The sequence below is a fragment of the Aminobacterium mobile DSM 12262 genome (genome assembly GCF_000526395.1).
Lineage (GTDB): Bacteria > Synergistota > Synergistia > Synergistales > Aminobacteriaceae > Aminobacterium > Aminobacterium mobile.
Map to the genome: position 1 here is coordinate 2,501 of NZ_JAFZ01000002.1, position 18,439 is coordinate 20,939.

14 protein-coding genes (1 of these 14 only partly in view) are annotated in these 18,439 nt (G+C 43.4%); 1 reads left to right on the forward strand and 13 read right to left on the reverse strand.

Annotated elements, in window-relative coordinates:
* Positions 1-1,634, forward strand: the 3' portion of a protein-coding gene (locus K360_RS0106820; RefSeq protein WP_024822416.1) for a transglycosylase domain-containing protein. 685 nt of this gene lie to the left of the window's left edge; the window shows 1,634 of its 2,319 coding nt (coding positions 686-2,319); its start codon lies off the left edge, out of view; the stop codon is at positions 1,632-1,634.
* A gap of 90 nt (positions 1,635-1,724) precedes the next feature.
* Here K360_RS0106820 and ppsA read toward each other — a convergent pair whose 3' ends face one another.
* Genes ppsA through K360_RS0106885 form a run of 13 tightly spaced genes read right to left on the reverse strand, consistent with a single transcriptional unit; the run spans position 1,725 to position 18,425 of the window.
* Positions 1,725-4,097, reverse strand: a complete 2,373-nt coding sequence (gene ppsA, locus K360_RS0106825) for a phosphoenolpyruvate synthase (protein WP_024822417.1) — start codon at positions 4,095-4,097, stop codon at positions 1,725-1,727.
* A gap of 17 nt (positions 4,098-4,114) precedes the next feature.
* Entirely contained in the window at positions 4,115-6,781 is a 2,667-nt protein-coding gene (gene ppdK / locus K360_RS0106830) for a pyruvate, phosphate dikinase (RefSeq protein ID WP_024822418.1), read from the reverse strand.
* A gap of 33 nt (positions 6,782-6,814) precedes the next feature.
* A complete protein-coding gene (locus K360_RS0106835) occupies positions 6,815-7,630 on the reverse strand; it encodes a pyruvate, water dikinase regulatory protein (protein ID WP_024822419.1) in 816 nt (271 codons plus the stop codon).
* Positions 7,631-7,633: 3 nt separating this feature from the next.
* A complete protein-coding gene (locus K360_RS0106840) occupies positions 7,634-8,437 on the reverse strand; it encodes a pyruvate, water dikinase regulatory protein (RefSeq protein ID WP_024822420.1) in 804 nt (267 codons plus the stop codon).
* A 10-nt stretch (positions 8,438-8,447) separates the two neighbouring features.
* A complete protein-coding gene (gene glyS / locus K360_RS0106845; RefSeq protein WP_024822421.1) occupies positions 8,448-10,517 on the reverse strand; it encodes a glycine--tRNA ligase subunit beta in 2,070 nt (689 codons plus the stop codon).
* Positions 10,518-10,540: 23 nt separating this feature from the next.
* On the reverse strand, positions 10,541-11,419 hold the full coding sequence (locus K360_RS0106850; RefSeq protein ID WP_024822422.1) for a glycine--tRNA ligase subunit alpha: 879 nt from the start codon (positions 11,417-11,419) through the stop codon (positions 10,541-10,543).
* A gap of 24 nt (positions 11,420-11,443) precedes the next feature.
* On the reverse strand, positions 11,444-12,217 hold the full coding sequence (gene recO, locus K360_RS10675) for a DNA repair protein RecO (RefSeq protein ID WP_156923376.1): 774 nt from the start codon (positions 12,215-12,217) through the stop codon (positions 11,444-11,446).
* Positions 12,183-13,109: a GTPase Era gene (gene era, locus K360_RS0106860; protein WP_034326837.1), complete on the reverse strand. Its 927-nt coding sequence runs from the start codon at positions 13,107-13,109 to the stop codon at positions 12,183-12,185. Before era ends, recO begins: the two co-directional genes overlap by 35 nt.
* Positions 13,106-13,555: a cytidine deaminase gene (locus K360_RS0106865; RefSeq protein WP_084043914.1), complete on the reverse strand. Its 450-nt coding sequence runs from the start codon at positions 13,553-13,555 to the stop codon at positions 13,106-13,108. The genes era and K360_RS0106865 overlap by 4 nt, the downstream gene beginning before the upstream one ends.
* On the reverse strand, positions 13,536-14,816 hold the full coding sequence (locus tag K360_RS0106870; RefSeq protein WP_024822426.1) for a hemolysin family protein: 1,281 nt from the start codon (positions 14,814-14,816) through the stop codon (positions 13,536-13,538). Before K360_RS0106870 ends, K360_RS0106865 begins: the two co-directional genes overlap by 20 nt.
* Complete coding sequence (gene ybeY, locus K360_RS0106875; protein WP_024822427.1) at positions 14,816-15,358, reverse strand: rRNA maturation RNase YbeY; 543 nt, start codon at positions 15,356-15,358, stop codon at positions 14,816-14,818. Before ybeY ends, K360_RS0106870 begins: the two co-directional genes overlap by 1 nt.
* A gap of 3 nt (positions 15,359-15,361) precedes the next feature.
* Positions 15,362-17,455 (reverse strand): HD family phosphohydrolase, encoded by a 2,094-nt coding sequence (locus K360_RS10680; RefSeq protein ID WP_084043915.1) that lies wholly within the window; start codon positions 17,453-17,455, stop codon positions 15,362-15,364.
* Positions 17,421-18,425: a PhoH family protein gene (locus K360_RS0106885; protein WP_024822429.1), complete on the reverse strand. Its 1,005-nt coding sequence runs from the start codon at positions 18,423-18,425 to the stop codon at positions 17,421-17,423. Before K360_RS0106885 ends, K360_RS10680 begins: the two co-directional genes overlap by 35 nt.
* Between the last annotated feature and the right edge of the window lie 14 nt (positions 18,426-18,439).

An 18,439-nucleotide genomic window follows, 5' to 3' on the forward strand; every position in this document is an offset into this window, starting at 1 on the left:
CTGAACGGTATAGCCCCTTAAATAACATGGGAAATGCGAAGGTTCGCCAAGGGTATGTTCTTGACCGTCTTGTTTCTTTAGGTTGGATCAACGAAGAGACTAAACAAACTGCTTTTAAAGAAGAAATTACATTAAAACATGTCCCTAATAAGGTTACAGAATACAACAAAGCTCCTTACTTTATTGCTCATCTACTCTTCAACTATCTCCTTCCTAAATACGGAGCGGATCTTGTCTATAGTGGTGGCATGGCAATTCATACAACTCTCGATTTGGACCTCCAAGAAAAAGCCGATATAGCTGTGAAAAAGCTGAAGAGTCAAGGAGCTTTGGTAGCTATTGATCCCTTTACTGGAGAAATTCTAGCTATGACTGGGGGAAAAGATTTTGCTGAAAGTAAATTCAATAGGGTAACTCAAGCATATCGGCAACCAGGGTCTTCCTTCAAACCTATAGTATATGCAGCAGCTTTAGAAAGGGGAATTTTACCTACAGACCACTTTTTGGACGCTCCCCTCTCATATGATATTCCGGGAGAAGAACCCAAAACATGGGAACCAGGGAATTATAGCAAAAAATTTAGCGGAGAAGTAACAGTAATTGATGCTTTGAACCATTCATATAATACTGTCGTTGTCCGTGCGGCTGACATTATAGGGGTTAACTCGGTAATAACAACCGCTCGTAGTATGGGAATCGTTACTCCTTATCTACCTCGAGACCTTTCCGTAGCATTGGGAACAGCGAGCGTTACTCCTATGGAAATGGCAGTAGCATATTCCACCTTTGAAAATGGTGGGAAAGTCGTCTCCCCTCTTATGATTCGGGAAATTCGCTCGAGCAACGGAGAAATTTTAGAGCATCATACTCCTGAGATTCGAGACGGCATTTCTCCAGTTACATCTGTTGTCATTCGTTCTTTGATGATGGATGCTGTACGTGCAGGGACAGGGCGCAGAGCAGCGGTCCCTGGATGGGAGACTTTTGGCAAGACTGGTACTACTAACGAATATAGCGATGCGTGGTTCACCGGAGGAATTCCTGGCCTTGTAGCAGTAGTATATGCTGGGAATGATGATCATAAACCTCTAGGGCGGAATGCCACAGGTGGAGTTATTGCAGCCCCCATATGGAAAGAATTTATGATAACAGCTGCTCAAGCCCTTCATCTGCCTCAAGCCTTTGAGGTTCCTGAAGATCTTCCTGTAGATAGAGTACAAGTTTGTAGACAGTCTGGCTTCATTGCGACTCCTAACTGTACCTCCGTCGCTACTATATTTATGCCTAGAGGGACAGCACCTACGAGTACATGTCCTCTCCATGGAGGAGATTTATTTGCGGGCCAAGATGATCCTCAATCTCCTAAGCTCTACCTTCTTCCACAAGATGAAGGGCATTATTACGATTATGCCAGTTTCCCCCACGGAACATCCTTGCCTTCCATACCAGGACTGGAAAGTGGGGAGACATCCTCTCCTGTAAAAATTCAGCCTCAACAACATCATAAAGCGGCCAGTGAGTCGGATGTTCCTGTAGAACCAGTTAAACCATACGCGAACGATCCAAGTCCGGCACAGACTATAGAAGATCGATATCAACAGCTCTTAAAACAATATGGGATTTCTAACAACTAAATATTCAAGCAAGAAAGAAGGGGCGACATAGAGAAATATGTCGCCCCTTCTTTCTTGCTTTTTATTCAGATAAAAGATTTTCTATCTTCTTTAGTCCCTCTCGCGAATGCTGTGCAATATAATGCGTTGCTCCACTCCAGCAACAAGTTTACGAGTATATGCCACTGTGTCAGGATTGACGCTCATGCTATCTATGCCTTCCCGCACCAAAAACTCTGCAAAATCTGGATAGAGAGAAGGTCCTTGCCCACAGATAGAGCATGTTTTACCATATTTATGCGCTGCTTGAATTAATATCCGAATAGCACGTTGTACCGCAATATTCCGTTCATCAAAGTATCCCATATTATTTAAAATACCAGAGTCTCTGTCGACTCCCATAACAAGCTGAGTAAGATCGTTGCTTCCAATACTGAATCCATCCACCATTTGAGCAAACTCTTCCGCAGCAAAGACAACAGACGGTACTTCTGCCATAATCCATAGCTTGAAAGAAGAACTCCGTTTAAGGCCTTCTGACTCAAGAATGTCCATCACTCGCTCAAGCTCCCATGTGGTACGTACAAAGGGAAGCATCATCCACACGTTAATGAGACCGTATTCTTCTCGGACTTTTCGAATGGCTTGACATTCAAGTCTAAAGCCAGCCTCATATTCAGGAGAAATATACCTGGAAACCCCTCTCCAGCCAATCATAGGGTTATTCTCCACCGGCTCTACTTCATCGCCGCCTTTAAGTCCTCTAAACTCATTCGTTCTAAAATCGCTCATACGAACGACGATAGGGCGAGGATAAATAGCCTGTGCGACAGTCGTAATGCCCTCTGACATCTTATCTACCAATAGTTTTCCCTGGCCAGTCTTTACCAAATACATAGGATGGATACCCACCATATTCGTAAAGATAAACTCTGTGCGCATTAACCCAATGCCATCGAAAGGCAATTTCTTATAGCGATCGATAATAGATGGTTCTCCCAAGTTCATATATATCTTCGTACCTGTAATAGGAGCCATCTGGTAAACTAAATCCTCTATTGGCAATGAAGCCTGGGTAACTTGAGCACTCACAGTTTCTTCTTTCTTCTCTGGAACAACATCGCCCTCGAAAACAACGCCACGGGTAGCATCTACTGTAACAACCATATTATCTGTTAACGTTTCTGTCCCATTTTTTGTTCCCACAATGCATGGAATTCCCAACTCGCGGGAAACAATAGCAGCGTGACATGTTCTTCCGCCTTCATCGGTGACAACGGCTGCAGCCTTTCTCATAGCCGGAACCATATCAGGGTTTGTCATGCCAGTAACAAGAATATCTCCATCTTTAACTCGAGAAATTTCATTAATATCTTTAATCGAAATAACTTTACCCGCAGCGATACCAGGAGATGCCGCAAGACCTCGAGCAAGGACATTAAGCTTTGTTTCTTTCGAAGAGGTTTTTTCTTCCATAACAGTCGCTCCCTCTTTTAATGTAGTAACAGGACGAGCCTGAAGGATATATAGCTCTCCTGTATCCTTATCGAGCGCCCATTCTATATCCTGAGGGCTTTGATATATTTCTTCAATTTTTTTACCGGCTTTACCTAAAGTAATAATTTCCATATCAGAGAGACATTGTATCTTGACCTTGTCTGGCCCTAAATACTCTTTTACCGCCACCTTGACAGTCCCTATCCCATTTTTTTTCTCCACTATCATGGTGTTTTTCTCCGCAATATTTTTCTCTACAACATCCAAATGATCTTTATCGAGAATAAATTCATCGGGAGTCACAATACCAGAAACCACCGCCTCTCCTAACCCCCAACTTGCATTAATCATAAGTTGGCTTCGATCGTTCGTCACGGGATTGGCTGTGAACATAACTCCTGATTTCTGACTCTGTACCATTTTTTGTACAACAGCGCTCAGCGCCACTTCAAAATGGTTGAAATCTTGTTTCTCTCGATAGTACGTAGCTCGGGCTGTCCATAGAGAAGCCCAGCACATCTGCACGTGTTTTAAAACTTCTTCAGCACCTCGAATATGAAGATACGTATCCTGTTGCCCAGCAAAAGATGCATCGGGAAGATCTTCCGCCGTAGCAGAACTTCTTACAGCAACACGAATGTTCTCAGTGCCCAGTTTTTTACATAAAAGAAGATATGCATCCTGAACTTCTTTGCTGATCTCGTCAGGCACAGATGCATCCATAATCATGTCTCTAACGAGGGCACATTTGTTCGCTAGCTCATCTGTGTCTTCATAATTAATCCCATGGATCGTCTTTTCGATTGCCGCTCCCAGCCCAGAGATTTTTATAAAATCCCGGTACGCCCCGGCAGTTACACAGAACCCTGGGGGTACAGCCACTCCGTTCTGGGTTAACTCACCTAAATTAGCCCCTTTTCCTCCTACCAGTGGTATATCGTTTCGATTAATCTCGGAAAACCACTTGATATACCTATACGTTCCCATATCTCACTGCCTCCTCGTTAATTAGTGAAGCCCAGTGCGGCTTGAGCAGCTGCCAGCCTAGCGACTGGTATTCTAAAAGGCGAACAACTTACATAGTCAAGACCAAGAGCATGACAAAAAGCAATACTTTCTGGGTTTCCGCCATGTTCGCCACAAATGCCCAAAGATATATTTTGCCGAGTTTTTCTGGCTTTATCCACACAAAAATGCATCATTTCACCGACCCCTTCCCGATCAAGAATATGGAAGGGATTTTCAGTAAGCAACTCCTTCTCTAGATATGCTCCTAAAAACTTAGATTCTGCGTCATCTCTGGAGTAGGCAAATACTGCCTGCGTTAAATCATTTGTTCCAAAGCTGAAGAAATCTGCATAAAGCGCTATTTTTTCGGTAATAAGAATAGCACGAGGAACTTCTATCATACTCCCTACTTTGTAGTCAATGGAAGCACCTGTACTCTTATAGTACTCTTGAGCTATTCTGTCTACCGTATGTCGGAAAAATTCCATTTCTCCAGATATCCCTACTAAAGGTATCATGATTTCAGGAATAACTGTAACACCGTTTTTTTGTGCTTCTATGGCAGCCTCCAGAATAGCTCGTATCTGCATTTCATAAATTTCTGGGTAGATAATCCCTACACGACAACCACGAAACCCCATCATGGGGTTCACTTCTTTAAGGGATTCGATCTTTTTTAACATATCGATAAGCTCTTCCTCCCGAAATAGCCTCTCTTTCTCTTCCATATCCGTTGGAAGTTCCAAAATTCTTTTTTTTATATCTCCTTCCTTGGGGAGGAATTCGTGAAGAGGGGGGTCAAGGAGGCGAATAATAACTGGGTAACCGTCCATTTCTGTAAAAATAGCACGGAAATCTTCCTTCTGCATAGCCTTCAAAAGCTCCAAGTCTGATAAACGTTTTTCCTTGCTTTCAGCTACGATCATACGTTCCATAATAGGCAAACGTTCTTGAGACATAAACATATGTTCCGTTCTGCATAAGCCAATGCCCTTAGCTCCAAATTCTCTCGCTCGCTTTGCATCAAGAGGGGTATCGGCATTTGCCCATACCTGAAGAGAAGCCACATTATCGGCCCATTGCAGCATCTCCGAAAATTCTGCGGTTATCTGAGCATCCACAAGAGGGACATCGCCTAAAAGAACTCTTCCGTAACTACCATCAACAGTAATAAAATCTCCTGCCGACAAAACAATATCACCTTTTTGAAGAATCCCCTGCTCTATATTTATAGATAGAGACTCGCAGCCAGTTACACACGGCTTACCCATACCACGAGCAACTACAGCAGCATGGCTTGTCATACCTCCCCTACTTGTAACAACTGCCTCGGCTACTGCAAGTCCATGAATATCGTCTGGGCTCGTTTCTGGCCGGACTAAAACAACTTTTTGCCCCTCTGACGTCAAACGAACAGCTTCGTCTGGAGTAAAGGTTATAATCCCCTTCCCAGCCCCTGGAGAAGCCGGGAGACCTTCTGCCAATAAAGAAACATGAACATCTGAAGGAACTTGTTTATGCAATAGGAGTTCTGCATCTCGAGGAGTTACCCTTTTAAGGGCTTCCTGTCGGTTAATTATCTGTTCCCTTACCATATCATGGGCTATCTTCACAGCTGCCGCAGCAGATCTTTTACCTTCCCGTGTTTGGAGGATATAAAGCCTGCGATTCTCAATCGTAAATTCCACGTCTTGCATGTCTTTATAGTAATTTTCAAGGGAATGGGCAACACCTAGCAACTCTTCATGCATGTCAGGCATTACATAGCGGAGCTCAGAAATAGGAAGGGGGGTTCTAACACCAGCAACAACATCTTCTCCCTGTGCATTGATAAGAAATTCTCCATAAAGGTCAGGGCAACCATTAGAAGGGTTTCGCGTAAAACAAACGCCTGTCCCACACTGTTCCCCTAAATTGCCGAATACCATCGAAACCACATTCACAGCTGTACCGAGAGTATGAGGAATGCTATTCAATTCCCGATATGTAATAGCTCGAGAAGAGTTCCAACTTCTAAAGACAGCAGCTATAGCCTGCCGCAACTGCTCCCACGGATCTTGAGGGAAAGGTTCACCCACCTTCGCTTCATAAATAGCAAGAAAAGCAGAAACAACACTTCTCATGCCGTCCGTTGAAATTTCATAATCAAATTGAATTTTTTCTCTTGCCTTAACTTCTGCGAGAATCTCTTCAAAAGAGGCAGAAGCAAGGCCTTTAACAACTTCTGCATACATCTGGATAAAACGACGGTAACTATCAAAGGCAAATCGTTCATTTTGAGAAGCATGACTTAAAAGAGGCAAGGTTTCACTGTTAAGCCCCAAATTGAGGATCGTATCCATCATTCCTGGCATAGATACAGGGGCCCCAGATCGAACAGAGACAAGGAGGGGGAAAGGGCCTTTCCCCCATTTTTTACCGGTTTTTACTTCCAAGCGAGAAAGTGCTTCGCGAATTGAGGGCCAAATGTCTTCTAAAAGTTTTTCACCCTCTTGGAGATAGGAAAGACACGCTTGAGTAGTAATAATAAATCCTGGGGGGACACGAAGACCGTTTCGAACCATTTGAGCAAGGTTCGCTCCCTTCCCCCCCAGGAGATTTGTCATGGCCGCATCGCCTTCTTCGAAGTCGTACACAAACTTCCTTTTAACTTCGTCTCTCATGGCTCACCCCTCCTCTTAATTTCTGGAAGGAGCTCAACGTCTGAAATAAGCCAGAATTTCTTGAGCCGTTTCTTCGAGAGCGCGATCGGTGACATTAAAAACTCGCACTCCGAGAGAAGACATGATGGTTTGAGCGTATTGAAGCTCATCGTAAACTTTACTTTTTTCTGTATAGTCTGACTCTCCAGGATCAAGCCCCAACATGGACAAACGCTTTACTCGAATATCAACAAGATTCTCTGCATCTATAGTCAAACCAATGATCCGAGATGAATCTATTTTAAACAGCTCCTCGGGAGGAGCAAGACTTGGTATAAGAGGGATGTTCGCTGTTTTTAATCCCTTGTGGGCCAAATACATAGAAAGAGGCGTTTTACATGTTCTGGAAACACCAATTAACACGATATCTGCCTCTGGAAGAAGATTCGTATTGCTGCCATCATCGCAATTTATAGTAAACTCTACAGCTTTCACTCTTTTAAAATACTCTTCGTCCATAACATGGGACAAGCCTGGCTTTTCTAAGGGTTTTTTGTTCAAAATCCCAGAAAGCACATTGAGTAGCGGCCCAAAAATATCAATAACATCGATATCCATAGCATTCGCATTCTCTATAAGCCAATGGCGAACAGATGTATCCACAAGGGTACAAATAACAATAGCTTGATTTTCAACCGCTTCATTCATTATCATCTGTGCCTTATCGATATTATTCACATATCGGAAACGCCGGATATTAACACTTTCCGGGTTGAACTGACTCGAAGCAGCCCGAGCAACAGCTTCCACTGTCTCCCCTGTAAAGTCTGAAACGACAAATACGTTAATAAGTTTTTTTTCTGTCGTCATATCCTAACCCCGCAACAAATCCATGATCTCTTGAGCATTTTCTTCCACAGCTCTACCCGTTACATCAAAAACTTTGCACCCAAGCTTATTCATAATTTGTTGAGCGTACTCCAATTCCCGCTTAACCCGCTCTTTATTAGCATAAGCTGACATGGCTGGATCTAGACCGAGAAGTTTCAGACGCTCTTCTCGAATCTGGATCAGTTTTTCAGGGTCTATGACAAGCCCAACTAGACGTTCTCGGGGGACAGAGTACAGTTCCTCCGGTGGGTCAACTTCCGGTATCAAAGGGACATTCGCCACCCTATACCCCCGATTTGCAATATACATAGATAAAGGAGTTTTCCCCGTACGTGACACTCCTAGAATTACAAGTTCCGCTAGAGGAAGAGCGGAAGGATTTCGCCCATCGTCACATTGAATAGCAAATTCTACAGCTTTAACGCGTCGAAAATATTCTTCATCCATGCGACGATTAAGGCCGGGATATCCCACTGGAGATTCTTCCAATCTAATCTCGAGCAGCTCTAAAATAGGGCCGAGCAGATCAACAAAAGGGACCCCCAGCTTTTGAGCTCTAAGGGCCATATATCTTCGAAGCTCTCTATTTACTAGAGTACAAACAATGACCGGACGAGCTAACGCTGCCTTTTGTAATATGTCTTTTGCTTTTTCTTCCGAATCCACGTCTCGAAACCGCGTAACTTGACTAAAAGCAGATTCAAACTGACTCATCGCCGCATGAGCAACATGCTCAGCAGTCTCCCCTGTAGAATCCGAAACAATAAAAAGAGACAAAGAACTCACTTCCTACCTCCTAGCATTTGAGGGTCCCCAAATCGCCTACTTTTCTGAAAAGCTTATTGCAACAGGAAAGAAGCGCAAGACGATTTCGGCGTACGGATATGTCTTCATCCATAATCAATACGTCATCGAAGAAAGAAGTAATGCAGGGCGACAGCTTTGCAAGAAGAACCATAAGCTCATCCCAATCATATCGAGACAAGGTTTTTTCCACATGTTCCGTCGTTTCCCTTATTTCGTCGAAAAGTCTTCCTTCTGCCTCTTTCTGGAAGAACGCTGGAGAAACTTCTGTGGAAATATCCGCCACTTCAGCTTTTGAGAGAATATTTCTTACCCTTACTGCGGCTGTTATGAGCTCTTCAAACCACGACTCCGCCTTAACTTTGTCGAGAGCACCTAAAAGACGCAACACTTGCAGAGGTTGCTTCCCAATAACTGATATAGCTAGTGAAACAATATCATGATCGAAACCTTTTTCTTTAAGCTGCACATGGAGGCGCTGCTCGTAAAAACTCCAGACTTGATCCAAAATGTCCGAAGATACATCTGCCACTTCTCCAGCCTTACGGAAAAGATCCTGCATATCCACATCTAACTCAGTTCCCCATATAATTTCATTAATACATCGAGCCGCTCGCCGTAAAGCATAGGGATCCTGGGAACCTGTAGGTTGCAAACCTGCCTTATGACAGCTTACAATGATGTATCCTCGCTCTGCAAGACCCAGAATAGCTCCTACGCTATCGGAAGGAACTTTATCTCCGGCAAAGCCAGGAAGATATTGCTCATAAATTCCCAGAGCTACTCGCTGTGGTTCGCCATTCCGAAGGGCATATTCTCTTCCCATAACCCCCTGAAGCTCAGGAAATTCGTAAACCATATTTGTAAGAAGATCGCTTTTGGAGAGAGAAGCCGCACGTTCCACTAATTTTTCAATATCTGAAAGGCCTAAGACATGACAGAGATTCACAGCCAATTTTTGGGTTGCTTTCACTTTATCGTATAAGGAACCAATTTTCTCTTGGTAAAGGATGTTCTTAAGTTCATCTATTCGAGCAGCAAGAGGCTTCTTTAAATCTTCTTTCCAGAAAAAAGCCGCATCTTCTAAACGAGCCCTTAAAACTCGTTCATTTCCCTCTCGAACAACCCCCATATTCGTCGCTCTGTTGTTGCTCACTCCTACAAAGCAAGGCATAAGTTTCCCAGATTCGCTTCGTACCGGGAAATATTTCTGATGTTTCTTCATGCTAGTGGTCAACACTTCTTCAGGGATTTCGAGATATTTCTTATCGAAGGTTCCATAGAACGGGACAGGGTACTCGACCAAGTAAAGATTCTCTTCAACAAGTTCAGGATCTAATTCTACTTTCCCGCCCATTTCCTTCTCTAGAGCTGTGATGCCAGAGATCATTTTCTGTCGGCGTTTCTCCTGATCCACAATAACGTAGTTATCATAAAGCCTCTCCATAAACTCGGCAGCATCATCTATATCGAGATTTCGGGCCCCCATAAAGCGATGACCTCGCGTTGTCCTACCACTTTCTATATCCCCATAAACAAAAGGGACCACTTCTACGTCTAGGAGTGCGACAATCCAACGAATTGGCCTTGCAAACTTAATAGATGAATCCACCCAATACATGTTTTTAGGGAAAACCAATTTACGAATTATAGCCGGGAGTATCTCAGGAAAAAGATCTCGCACAGGATTGCCCACTTCAGATACGACAGCAAAGGCATAACGAACTCCATCCACTTCTTTAGGGACAAGATTTTCATAGCCAACGCCTTTGCTTTTAGCAAACCCCAAAGCAGCTTTTGTGGGGTTTCCATTCGCATCAAAAGCAGAATCCCATGTGGGACCTTTATATGTCATAACTTTATCTTCCTGTTTCTCTTCCACATCCCGTATGACGAGGGCAATCCTTCTCGGCGTTCCATAAGCCGCGACTCTGCCATGTATAATTCTGGCAGCTACCATTTCTTCTTCTGCATAACGAACAATATTCGATAAAGCCTCTGGAAGAAAACGAGACGGGATCTCCTCTGTTCCTATTTCAAGCAATAAATTTTTATACGCCATGGACAACGTCACCTCTTCCTGGGCTATCTGGGAAATTTATCCATAAAAGGATAGCCCATTTCTTTCCTTCGTTCCACGTAACTTGCACAACAACGACTCGCTAAGTTGCGAATTCTCGAGATATAACCAGTTCGCTCGGTAACACTAATGGCATTTCTGGCATCAAGGAGATTAAATGTATGAGAACATTTCAAGACATAATCATATGCTGGTAACGCATATCCCGTTTCAAGGATATGGAGAGCCTCTGCTTCGTACATATTAAAAAGGGTGAAGAGCATATCCGTGTCAGCTATTTCAAAGTTGTAGTGAGAGTACTCCACCTCACCTTGGTGGTGAACATTCCCGTAAGATACATCATTGTTCCAAGATAAATCATAAACATTTTCTACTTTCTGAACAAACATGGCAATTCGTTCAATACCATAAGTAATCTCAGAAGGAACAAGTTCCATATCAATTCCGCCTACTTGCTGAAAATAAGTAAACTGTGTTACTTCCATACCATCAAGCCAAACTTCCCATCCCAAACCCCAGGCCCCCACTGTGGGAGATTCCCAATCATCTTCCACAAATCGAATATCATGATCTTGAGGGTCAATGCCTATGGCCGCAAGACTATCTAAATATATTTCCTGTATACTTGCCGGCGCCGGTTGAAGTATAACCTGATATTGATAATAATGCTGGAGACGGTTAGGGTTCTCCCCATATCTACCATCTGCTGGCCTTCTTGAAGGTTCTACATATGCCACACGCCAAGGCTCCGGTCCTAAAACACGCAATGCCGTTGCGGGATTCATGGTTCCGGCACCTACTTCTATATCGTAAGGCTGTTGGATAATGCATCCTTGTTCCGCCCAAAATCGTTCAAGACGAAAAATAATCTCTTGAAAATTCACTAAAAAGCCCTCCCTCGTTTCGATTTAACGACTCCTATCGAGAATCAGTTTTAAACGGTCGGATTGAGCTCGCCAAAACTCGGCATCAAAGCCAGTACGACCAGTTATTTGAGAAAAAAAAAGAATGAAACGACGACGATCCATTAGAGCCGCCGCTTCCAACATAAGCCGTTCCTGTTTTGACAGGATAAGACCGTGAAGGTCATTATAACAAGACGAACACAAGAACCCTGTTTCTGACCATTGCACCTCAGAAGTCAAAGGGGTGCCACACTTCTCACAACTATGAAGATCTGGAGCCTCCCCTCGAGAATGAAGCCAGCGCCATAAAAAACGCCAAGAAAGGGGGAGAGGATCCCCTCCTTCGCACAAGGTACGCATAGACCAGTAAAAAAGAGCTAAAACATTGTCTTCTGCTATGCCTAAGCATGTATAACGAATAATAAGCTTATCCCATTCAAGGGCTACTAAAAGGAGATGAGGGTCTAAACGAAGTTTCCACATGTCATCTTTAATGTCTATGGACTTGAGATATAGCCTTTTAGGCCCCTTATAGAGATCAAACACACTCCAGCAAAGAGGTTCTGTACCTCCGCCAAAACGAACCCTGCCCCGAGCTGAACCTGGCGCCTGAATCCATATTGGGCCGATCCCTTTAAGCAGAAGGTACAAAGACATATTCCCTTCGGCATCTAGATTGCGTCGAAGAACAACTCCAGAACTGCGGACTGGCCCTTGAGACAAAAAATCCACGATGATTCTATCACCTTCCAATATATCCCATTCTCCGGAGTTCACTTTCGGACTGACGCCACCCCGGCCTGACTTTTACCCACAAATCCAAAAAAACTTTATGGCCCAGCATATTCTCTATATCAATACGGGCTCGCCGTCCAATTTCTTTTATTTTACGCCCTTTTTCACCAATAAGGATAGCTTTCTGCCCTTCGCGTTCTACTACAAGATTTGCTCGTATATAGAGAGTCTTTCGATCAGGATACTCATCTGGGCTTTTATATTCTTCAATCTCTACCGCCACCGAGTGAGGAACTTCTTCCTGAGTGAGGCGCAAAACTTTCTCTCTAATAATTTCACCCGCCAAAAAACGCTCAGGTTGATCCGTTATAGATTCTTCATCATACCAAGGGCAACCTTCTGGGAGCTTCTCTTTTAAAGATGCTATCAACCTCTCCAAGTTGTAGCCCGTCTTCGCTGAAACTCCTATAGTTGCAACAAAAGATAGGTATTGGCTGTAAAGGGAAATAACCTGTGGAACACGATCCTTTCCTCCTCGTATTCCATCTATTTTATTGACCACTAAAATGATAGGAGTAGACGTGGATTGAAGAATATTTATAATTCTTTCGTCCTCCACAGAAATATTGCTATCACTGGCCTCCACTACGTAAAGGATTAGATCCGCATTTTCCAACGCTCGTTCTGCTGCGGCAACTATAGCTTCACCTAGTTTATGTCTAGGCTTATGGATCCCCGGCGTATCTGTAAAAATAACCTGCAATCCAGGAGCATTGTAAAAACCTCGTACTTGGTTCCTCGTAGTCTGGGGCTTTTGAGAAACAATGGAGACCTTAAAAGAAAGCAGCGCATTCATTAAGGAAGATTTCCCCACATTAGGACGCCCCACCAGTGGGACAATCCCAAATTTAAAATCCTTAAACTCATCTATCATTTATCTTTAAATTCCTTCCTGCTGAAAGCATGTGGAAGCAACATACGAAGAGGAAGAATCTCCCAACCTTTTTCCCCATCTTCCACCAAAACGAGTAGATCTGGATTAAATTCCCATAAAACCTGTCGGCATGCACCACAGGGGTAACAAGGTTCTCCCTCTTTTCCCACTATGGCAATAACCAAAGGATCTTTTAACCCAGAAACTACCATATTCCCTATAGTATTTCGCTCGGCACACACAGTAAGGCCAAGAGATGCATTCTCTACATTACAACCTGTTACCACTTCATCATCTACACTGAGAAGTGCTGCACCCACAGGAAAGTGGGAATAGGGACTATAGGATCGAAGCTGAGCATTGCGAGCCGCCTGTAGCAAAAATTCAGGGGTCACATTATGAGAAGGCCACGGGATCGCAAAATCATTATTCTTCATCTTCTTCATCTCGAAGCACCTCATGAAATCGTAAAAGTTTAATTCGATGATCCTCCACATCGAGAACTTCTATCTCCCATTTCCCATACTGGAAAATAGTTCCTTTTTCAGGAAAGCCTCCAGAGAGAGAGAGAACCAGACCCGCTACACTTTCTGCATCTTCCGACTCGAAAGTGTCACCGATAATCTCGCTTAAATCCTCTAAACTTACATTACCTTGTACCAAATAGTTCCCACCAGTTTCGCTGAGAACCGGTGATGTTTCAGAGTCATATTCGTCTTGTATTTCTCCTACGATTTCTTCCAAAAGGTCTTCAAGTGTTACGAGACCTGCTGTACCACCATATTCATCAACAACGATAGCCATGTGGACATGTCTGCTTTTCATAATGTTGAAAACTTCCACTATGCGCATGGTCTCTGGCACAAAAAGAGCTTCTCGCTGAAGTTTAGAAACAACGACCTCCACGTCACCTGACGCGAGATAAGGTATTGTATCTTTCACATAGAGTATCCCCACTATATCATCAAGACTTTCGTCATATACAGGGACTCTGGAGTGTCCGTGCTCCTGAAAAATCGTAACTGAATCTCTAATAGTTGCATCGCTGGCTATAGCATTCATATCCGTTCTCGGAATCATAATTTCATAAACTCGTGTCTCTTCAAAGGAAATAATCCCGTGGATCATTTTCCGCTCAACAGCTTCAAGAGCCCCCGAAGCCTCTCCGATGTTAACCATTTGCTCAATTTCCTCTCTGGTCACAAAGGTATGCTGCGCCTTAAGATCTACTCCGACAAGGATTCCGAGAAAACGAACAAATTGGTTCATTGTCCAGATAAAAGGGGCAAAAAGGAAACCTAAAAAACGAAGGATGGGCAGGGTTATAATCAAGATTGGCTCAGACCTGACTATAGCAATGCTTTTAGGTAATATCTCCCCGAATACAACAATCACAATTGTCATAATAATAACGGCCCAAAAGACACTCTTATGCCCGAAGAGAAGAATGGCAAGAGATGTAGCTACTGCGCTCGCAGCTATGTTAACCAAATTATTTGAAACAAGAGTAATAGTAAGGGCTCGTTGAACATCGCCAACAAGCCACTGTAAAAACCTCCGTTGATAGGGATGACGTTCCTGTAAAGCTAGTAACTTTCCTCTTCCTGATGATGTTATGGCCGTCTCCGCGCTACTAAAAAAAGCAGAGAGCAGCAATAGGAAAAAAAGAAACATAAATATCCGTATTACAGAGACAGGAATATCCACTATCGAGTCACCTCTCCACCAAGCGAGGGGGATTGATGTGACTTTTTCTCATCTAAAAGCCATTCTTTGCAAATCGCAGACTGGAAAAGCCACATTTTCTGCTGCTTCTCCTCCGTATCGTGGTCCATTCCCAATAAGTGGAGGAAACCATGAGCAACCATAAGGTAGAGTTCTTCTACGTAAGACGTTCCATTCTGATGAGCGTTTTCCCTCACTACATCTTCACAAATCAAAATATCGCCCAAAGGCAAAACATCCCAATCGCTAGGGGGAAGAAAAACTCCATCCTGATCCTCCCACATAGGAAAAGAAAGGACATCTGTAGGCTCATCAATCCCTCGATATGTATAATTTTTCTCCTTCATATCTGGAGCTGAAACAAAAGCTATAGACACTTCCGCTTCCTGATCGGTAAATTTGCCTGGAAACAAACGTTCAACAATTACCCCTAACACATCTTCCCTGCCCTCTAATTTATTGAGGGCGTTGGTACTTTCAGACTCTCCATCATCGAGACTCTCAAAAGATAAATGAACCTTCACGTGTTACTCCTCCTGTTTTTTTAAAGTTGCCCCCTCTTCTTCAGAGGATGGCTCTTCTTTGATCTCTTTTACTTTTCGGCCATGATACATAGATTGTAGAGCGTAGACAAGGGCTTCTCTAATTGTAGCCAATTCTTTCATAGTAAAGTCTACATCATCAAGCTGCCCTTCCGAAACTTTCGCCTCTACAACACCAGAAATTACTTTTTCTAAATCTTGTATCCCCGTAATATTCTTCCGATCAGCACGAACAGCCGCCTCCACCGAGTCGGCTAACATCAATAGTCCCGTTTCTCGACAAGAGGGACGGGGGCCAGGATAGCAAAACTGCTCTCGGGGAAGTGTCTCACCCAAAGCGATGGACTTCCTATGGAAATAAGCTAGACAGGTAGTTCCATGATGTTCGGCTATAAACTGACGCAGCTTCGCCGGTAAATGATACTCTTGAGCAATCTCCAACCCTTCTCGAACATGCGCGATGATAACAAGAGCAGAAAGAGAAGGGGTCAATTCATCATGAACATTTTCTCCCTCCATCTGATTTTCCACAAAAAAGTGAGGACGACGCAACTTCCCTATATCATGGTAATATGCTCCAGCACGTATCAAATAGGTATTCATACCAAGACGATCCGCAGCTGCTTCTGCAAGAGTTCCCACCATAAGAGAGTGATGATACGTTCCCGGCGCCTCTATTTGTAGTTTTTTTAAAAGAGGCTGGGTTGGGTATGAGAGCTCCATGAGCCGGAGAGGGGACATAATATCAAAGAAATTTTCCCACACAGGTAAAAAGGCAATGACAACAACGCCCCAAAAAGCTTCGCCTAAACAAGCATATAAAAAAACCTGCCATGAAAGATCCATAGCCATGCCCCATCGAACTACCATTCCTCCCAACACTGGGAAAAAACCGGCAACGACAAGCTGACGCCAAAGATGGCTTCGAGAATGAACATCTCTAAAAAAGAAGCGCCCTGTTACAGCCGCAACAAGTCCCATAGAGGCTACTAGCAAAATTTCAGACGTCGAAAAAGCTGCAGTAAGCACAGAAGCAACGATAGAAGCTCCGAAAACGACTTGGAAAGCAGGGATAAAGGGTAATACAAGATAAATCCATCCAGTCAAAACAACAATAGCTACACCTCGAGCCCCTAAAAGACTTGAGATATACTCTGCAAACCAATATCCTCCCACTATACAGGCCACAAAAACTTCATTTAGGTCAAAAGATCGTCTACTCCCAGAAGCAAAATCTGGAAGATGCACCCAGAAAGGCCAACAAAAAATCAGCAAGAGAGACAGTATTAATATTTTCCATGGGAACCGTTGTTGAAGATATCCTTGTGAGAGCAATATACGCGCAAGCTGCGGAGTAATAACATTCCCTTTTTCCACAATCACATCGCCAACTTTTATAAATTGCTCCACCGGTTTGAGCCCTGCTGTAAAATCTTTTCTTAAGCTCTGAGTTAAATCTTTATCAAGCCGCACCGCTGGTTTGAGTATTTCCTCCAGAAGTTGATAGATAAGATTATTTTCAGCCATAGGCAAATCTAAAGCTTCTATTTTTTCCCAAATCAACTCTGCCGTCGGTGCAGCAACACCACGGGCCCAGTCCCCTTCTGCCAAAAGCTCCTGGCCTATTTTAAAAGTGGATCGCAACACTATAGTTTTTTTTCGCTCTGAAAGTTGTGCTAAAAGGTCCTTAAGAGCAGCAGGGATCATGGCCATTTGAAGGTCTCCTTGTTCCAAGGCCTCTAAACGACTCTTCATCCCCCTGACTACAGAGGAATCCTTCACAAAAACTCCAGCTATGGTATCTTCCACTTTGGAGCGAAGCAACTGTGTTTTCTCTTCGTCAATATATCCCATAGGAGCTATGGCAAAATATGTACGAGGCGACGGCTTGCCTAAGAGAAAACCGGATCGTCCTGTGTCAAAAAACCATCGAACAAAAAGCAGAAAGCAAGCAAAACAAACAAGCAAAACTACTGATGTAAAACGATAGAATCCATTTCCCACCAGTAGTTTCGCCTTCGTTTTTTTAAACTTGCGAGAAAGTTTAAGGTTGTTGACGACGTTGTTCATATTCTTCATAAGCTTTGACTACCCGTTGCACAATTTCATGGCGCACAACGTCTTTATTTGTCAGTTCAAGAAATGCTATGCCTTCAATCCCCTCCAAAATGTCTCGGACTTCGATTAACCCGGATTTTTTCCCCGAGGGAAGATCAATCTGAGTTATATCTCCAGTCACTACTGCTTTAGACCCAAAACCTAAACGGGTCAAAAACATTTTCATCTGTTCGGGAGTTGTATTCTGCGCCTCATCCAAAATAATAAAACTATCATTTAAAGTCCGCCCCCTCATATAGGCTAAAGGAGCTATTTCTATAACATTTTTGTCAACATATCTTAGGAAACGCTCTGGAGAAAAAAGATCATAAAACGCATCGTAAAGAGGTCGAACATAGGGCTCCACTTTTTCTCGCAAATCACCTGGCAAATAGCCGAGACTCTCTCCTGCTTCCACTGCTGGACGGACCAGAACGATACGACTAATAGCTCCTGCTTTGAGCAGGGACACGGCGTGACACACCGCCAGATAGGTTTTTCCCGTTCCTGCCGGACCTATAGCAAAGACAATATCGTGAGTTCTCATGGCTTCAATATAAAGCTTTTGTCCTGCCGTTTTAGGACGCACAGGTTTGCCGCGATTCGTAGTACAGATAACATCATTGTAAAGAGAGGTAAGGTCAACCCGCCCTTCTATGGAAATCATATCCATCCCATAACGAACATCAGCAGCAAGAATTTGGTGACCTTTTTTAGCAACTTTAAGCAACTCTTCCATGTAATGATATACCGTTTCTACTACATCGTTATCTGGCCCCTGAACAGTCACCTTCTCTCCCCGTACTAAAATTCTTACAGGGAATCGTTCTTCTATCGTTTTAAAATTTTCATCGTTATTACCAGCAAAGCGCGCTAATATGTCCTGATCCGACACGATTATTGTTTCTGAAAAAGATTTTGGTTCTGATGCTTTCAAATGATTTTCACTCATATAGTTTTTTGATC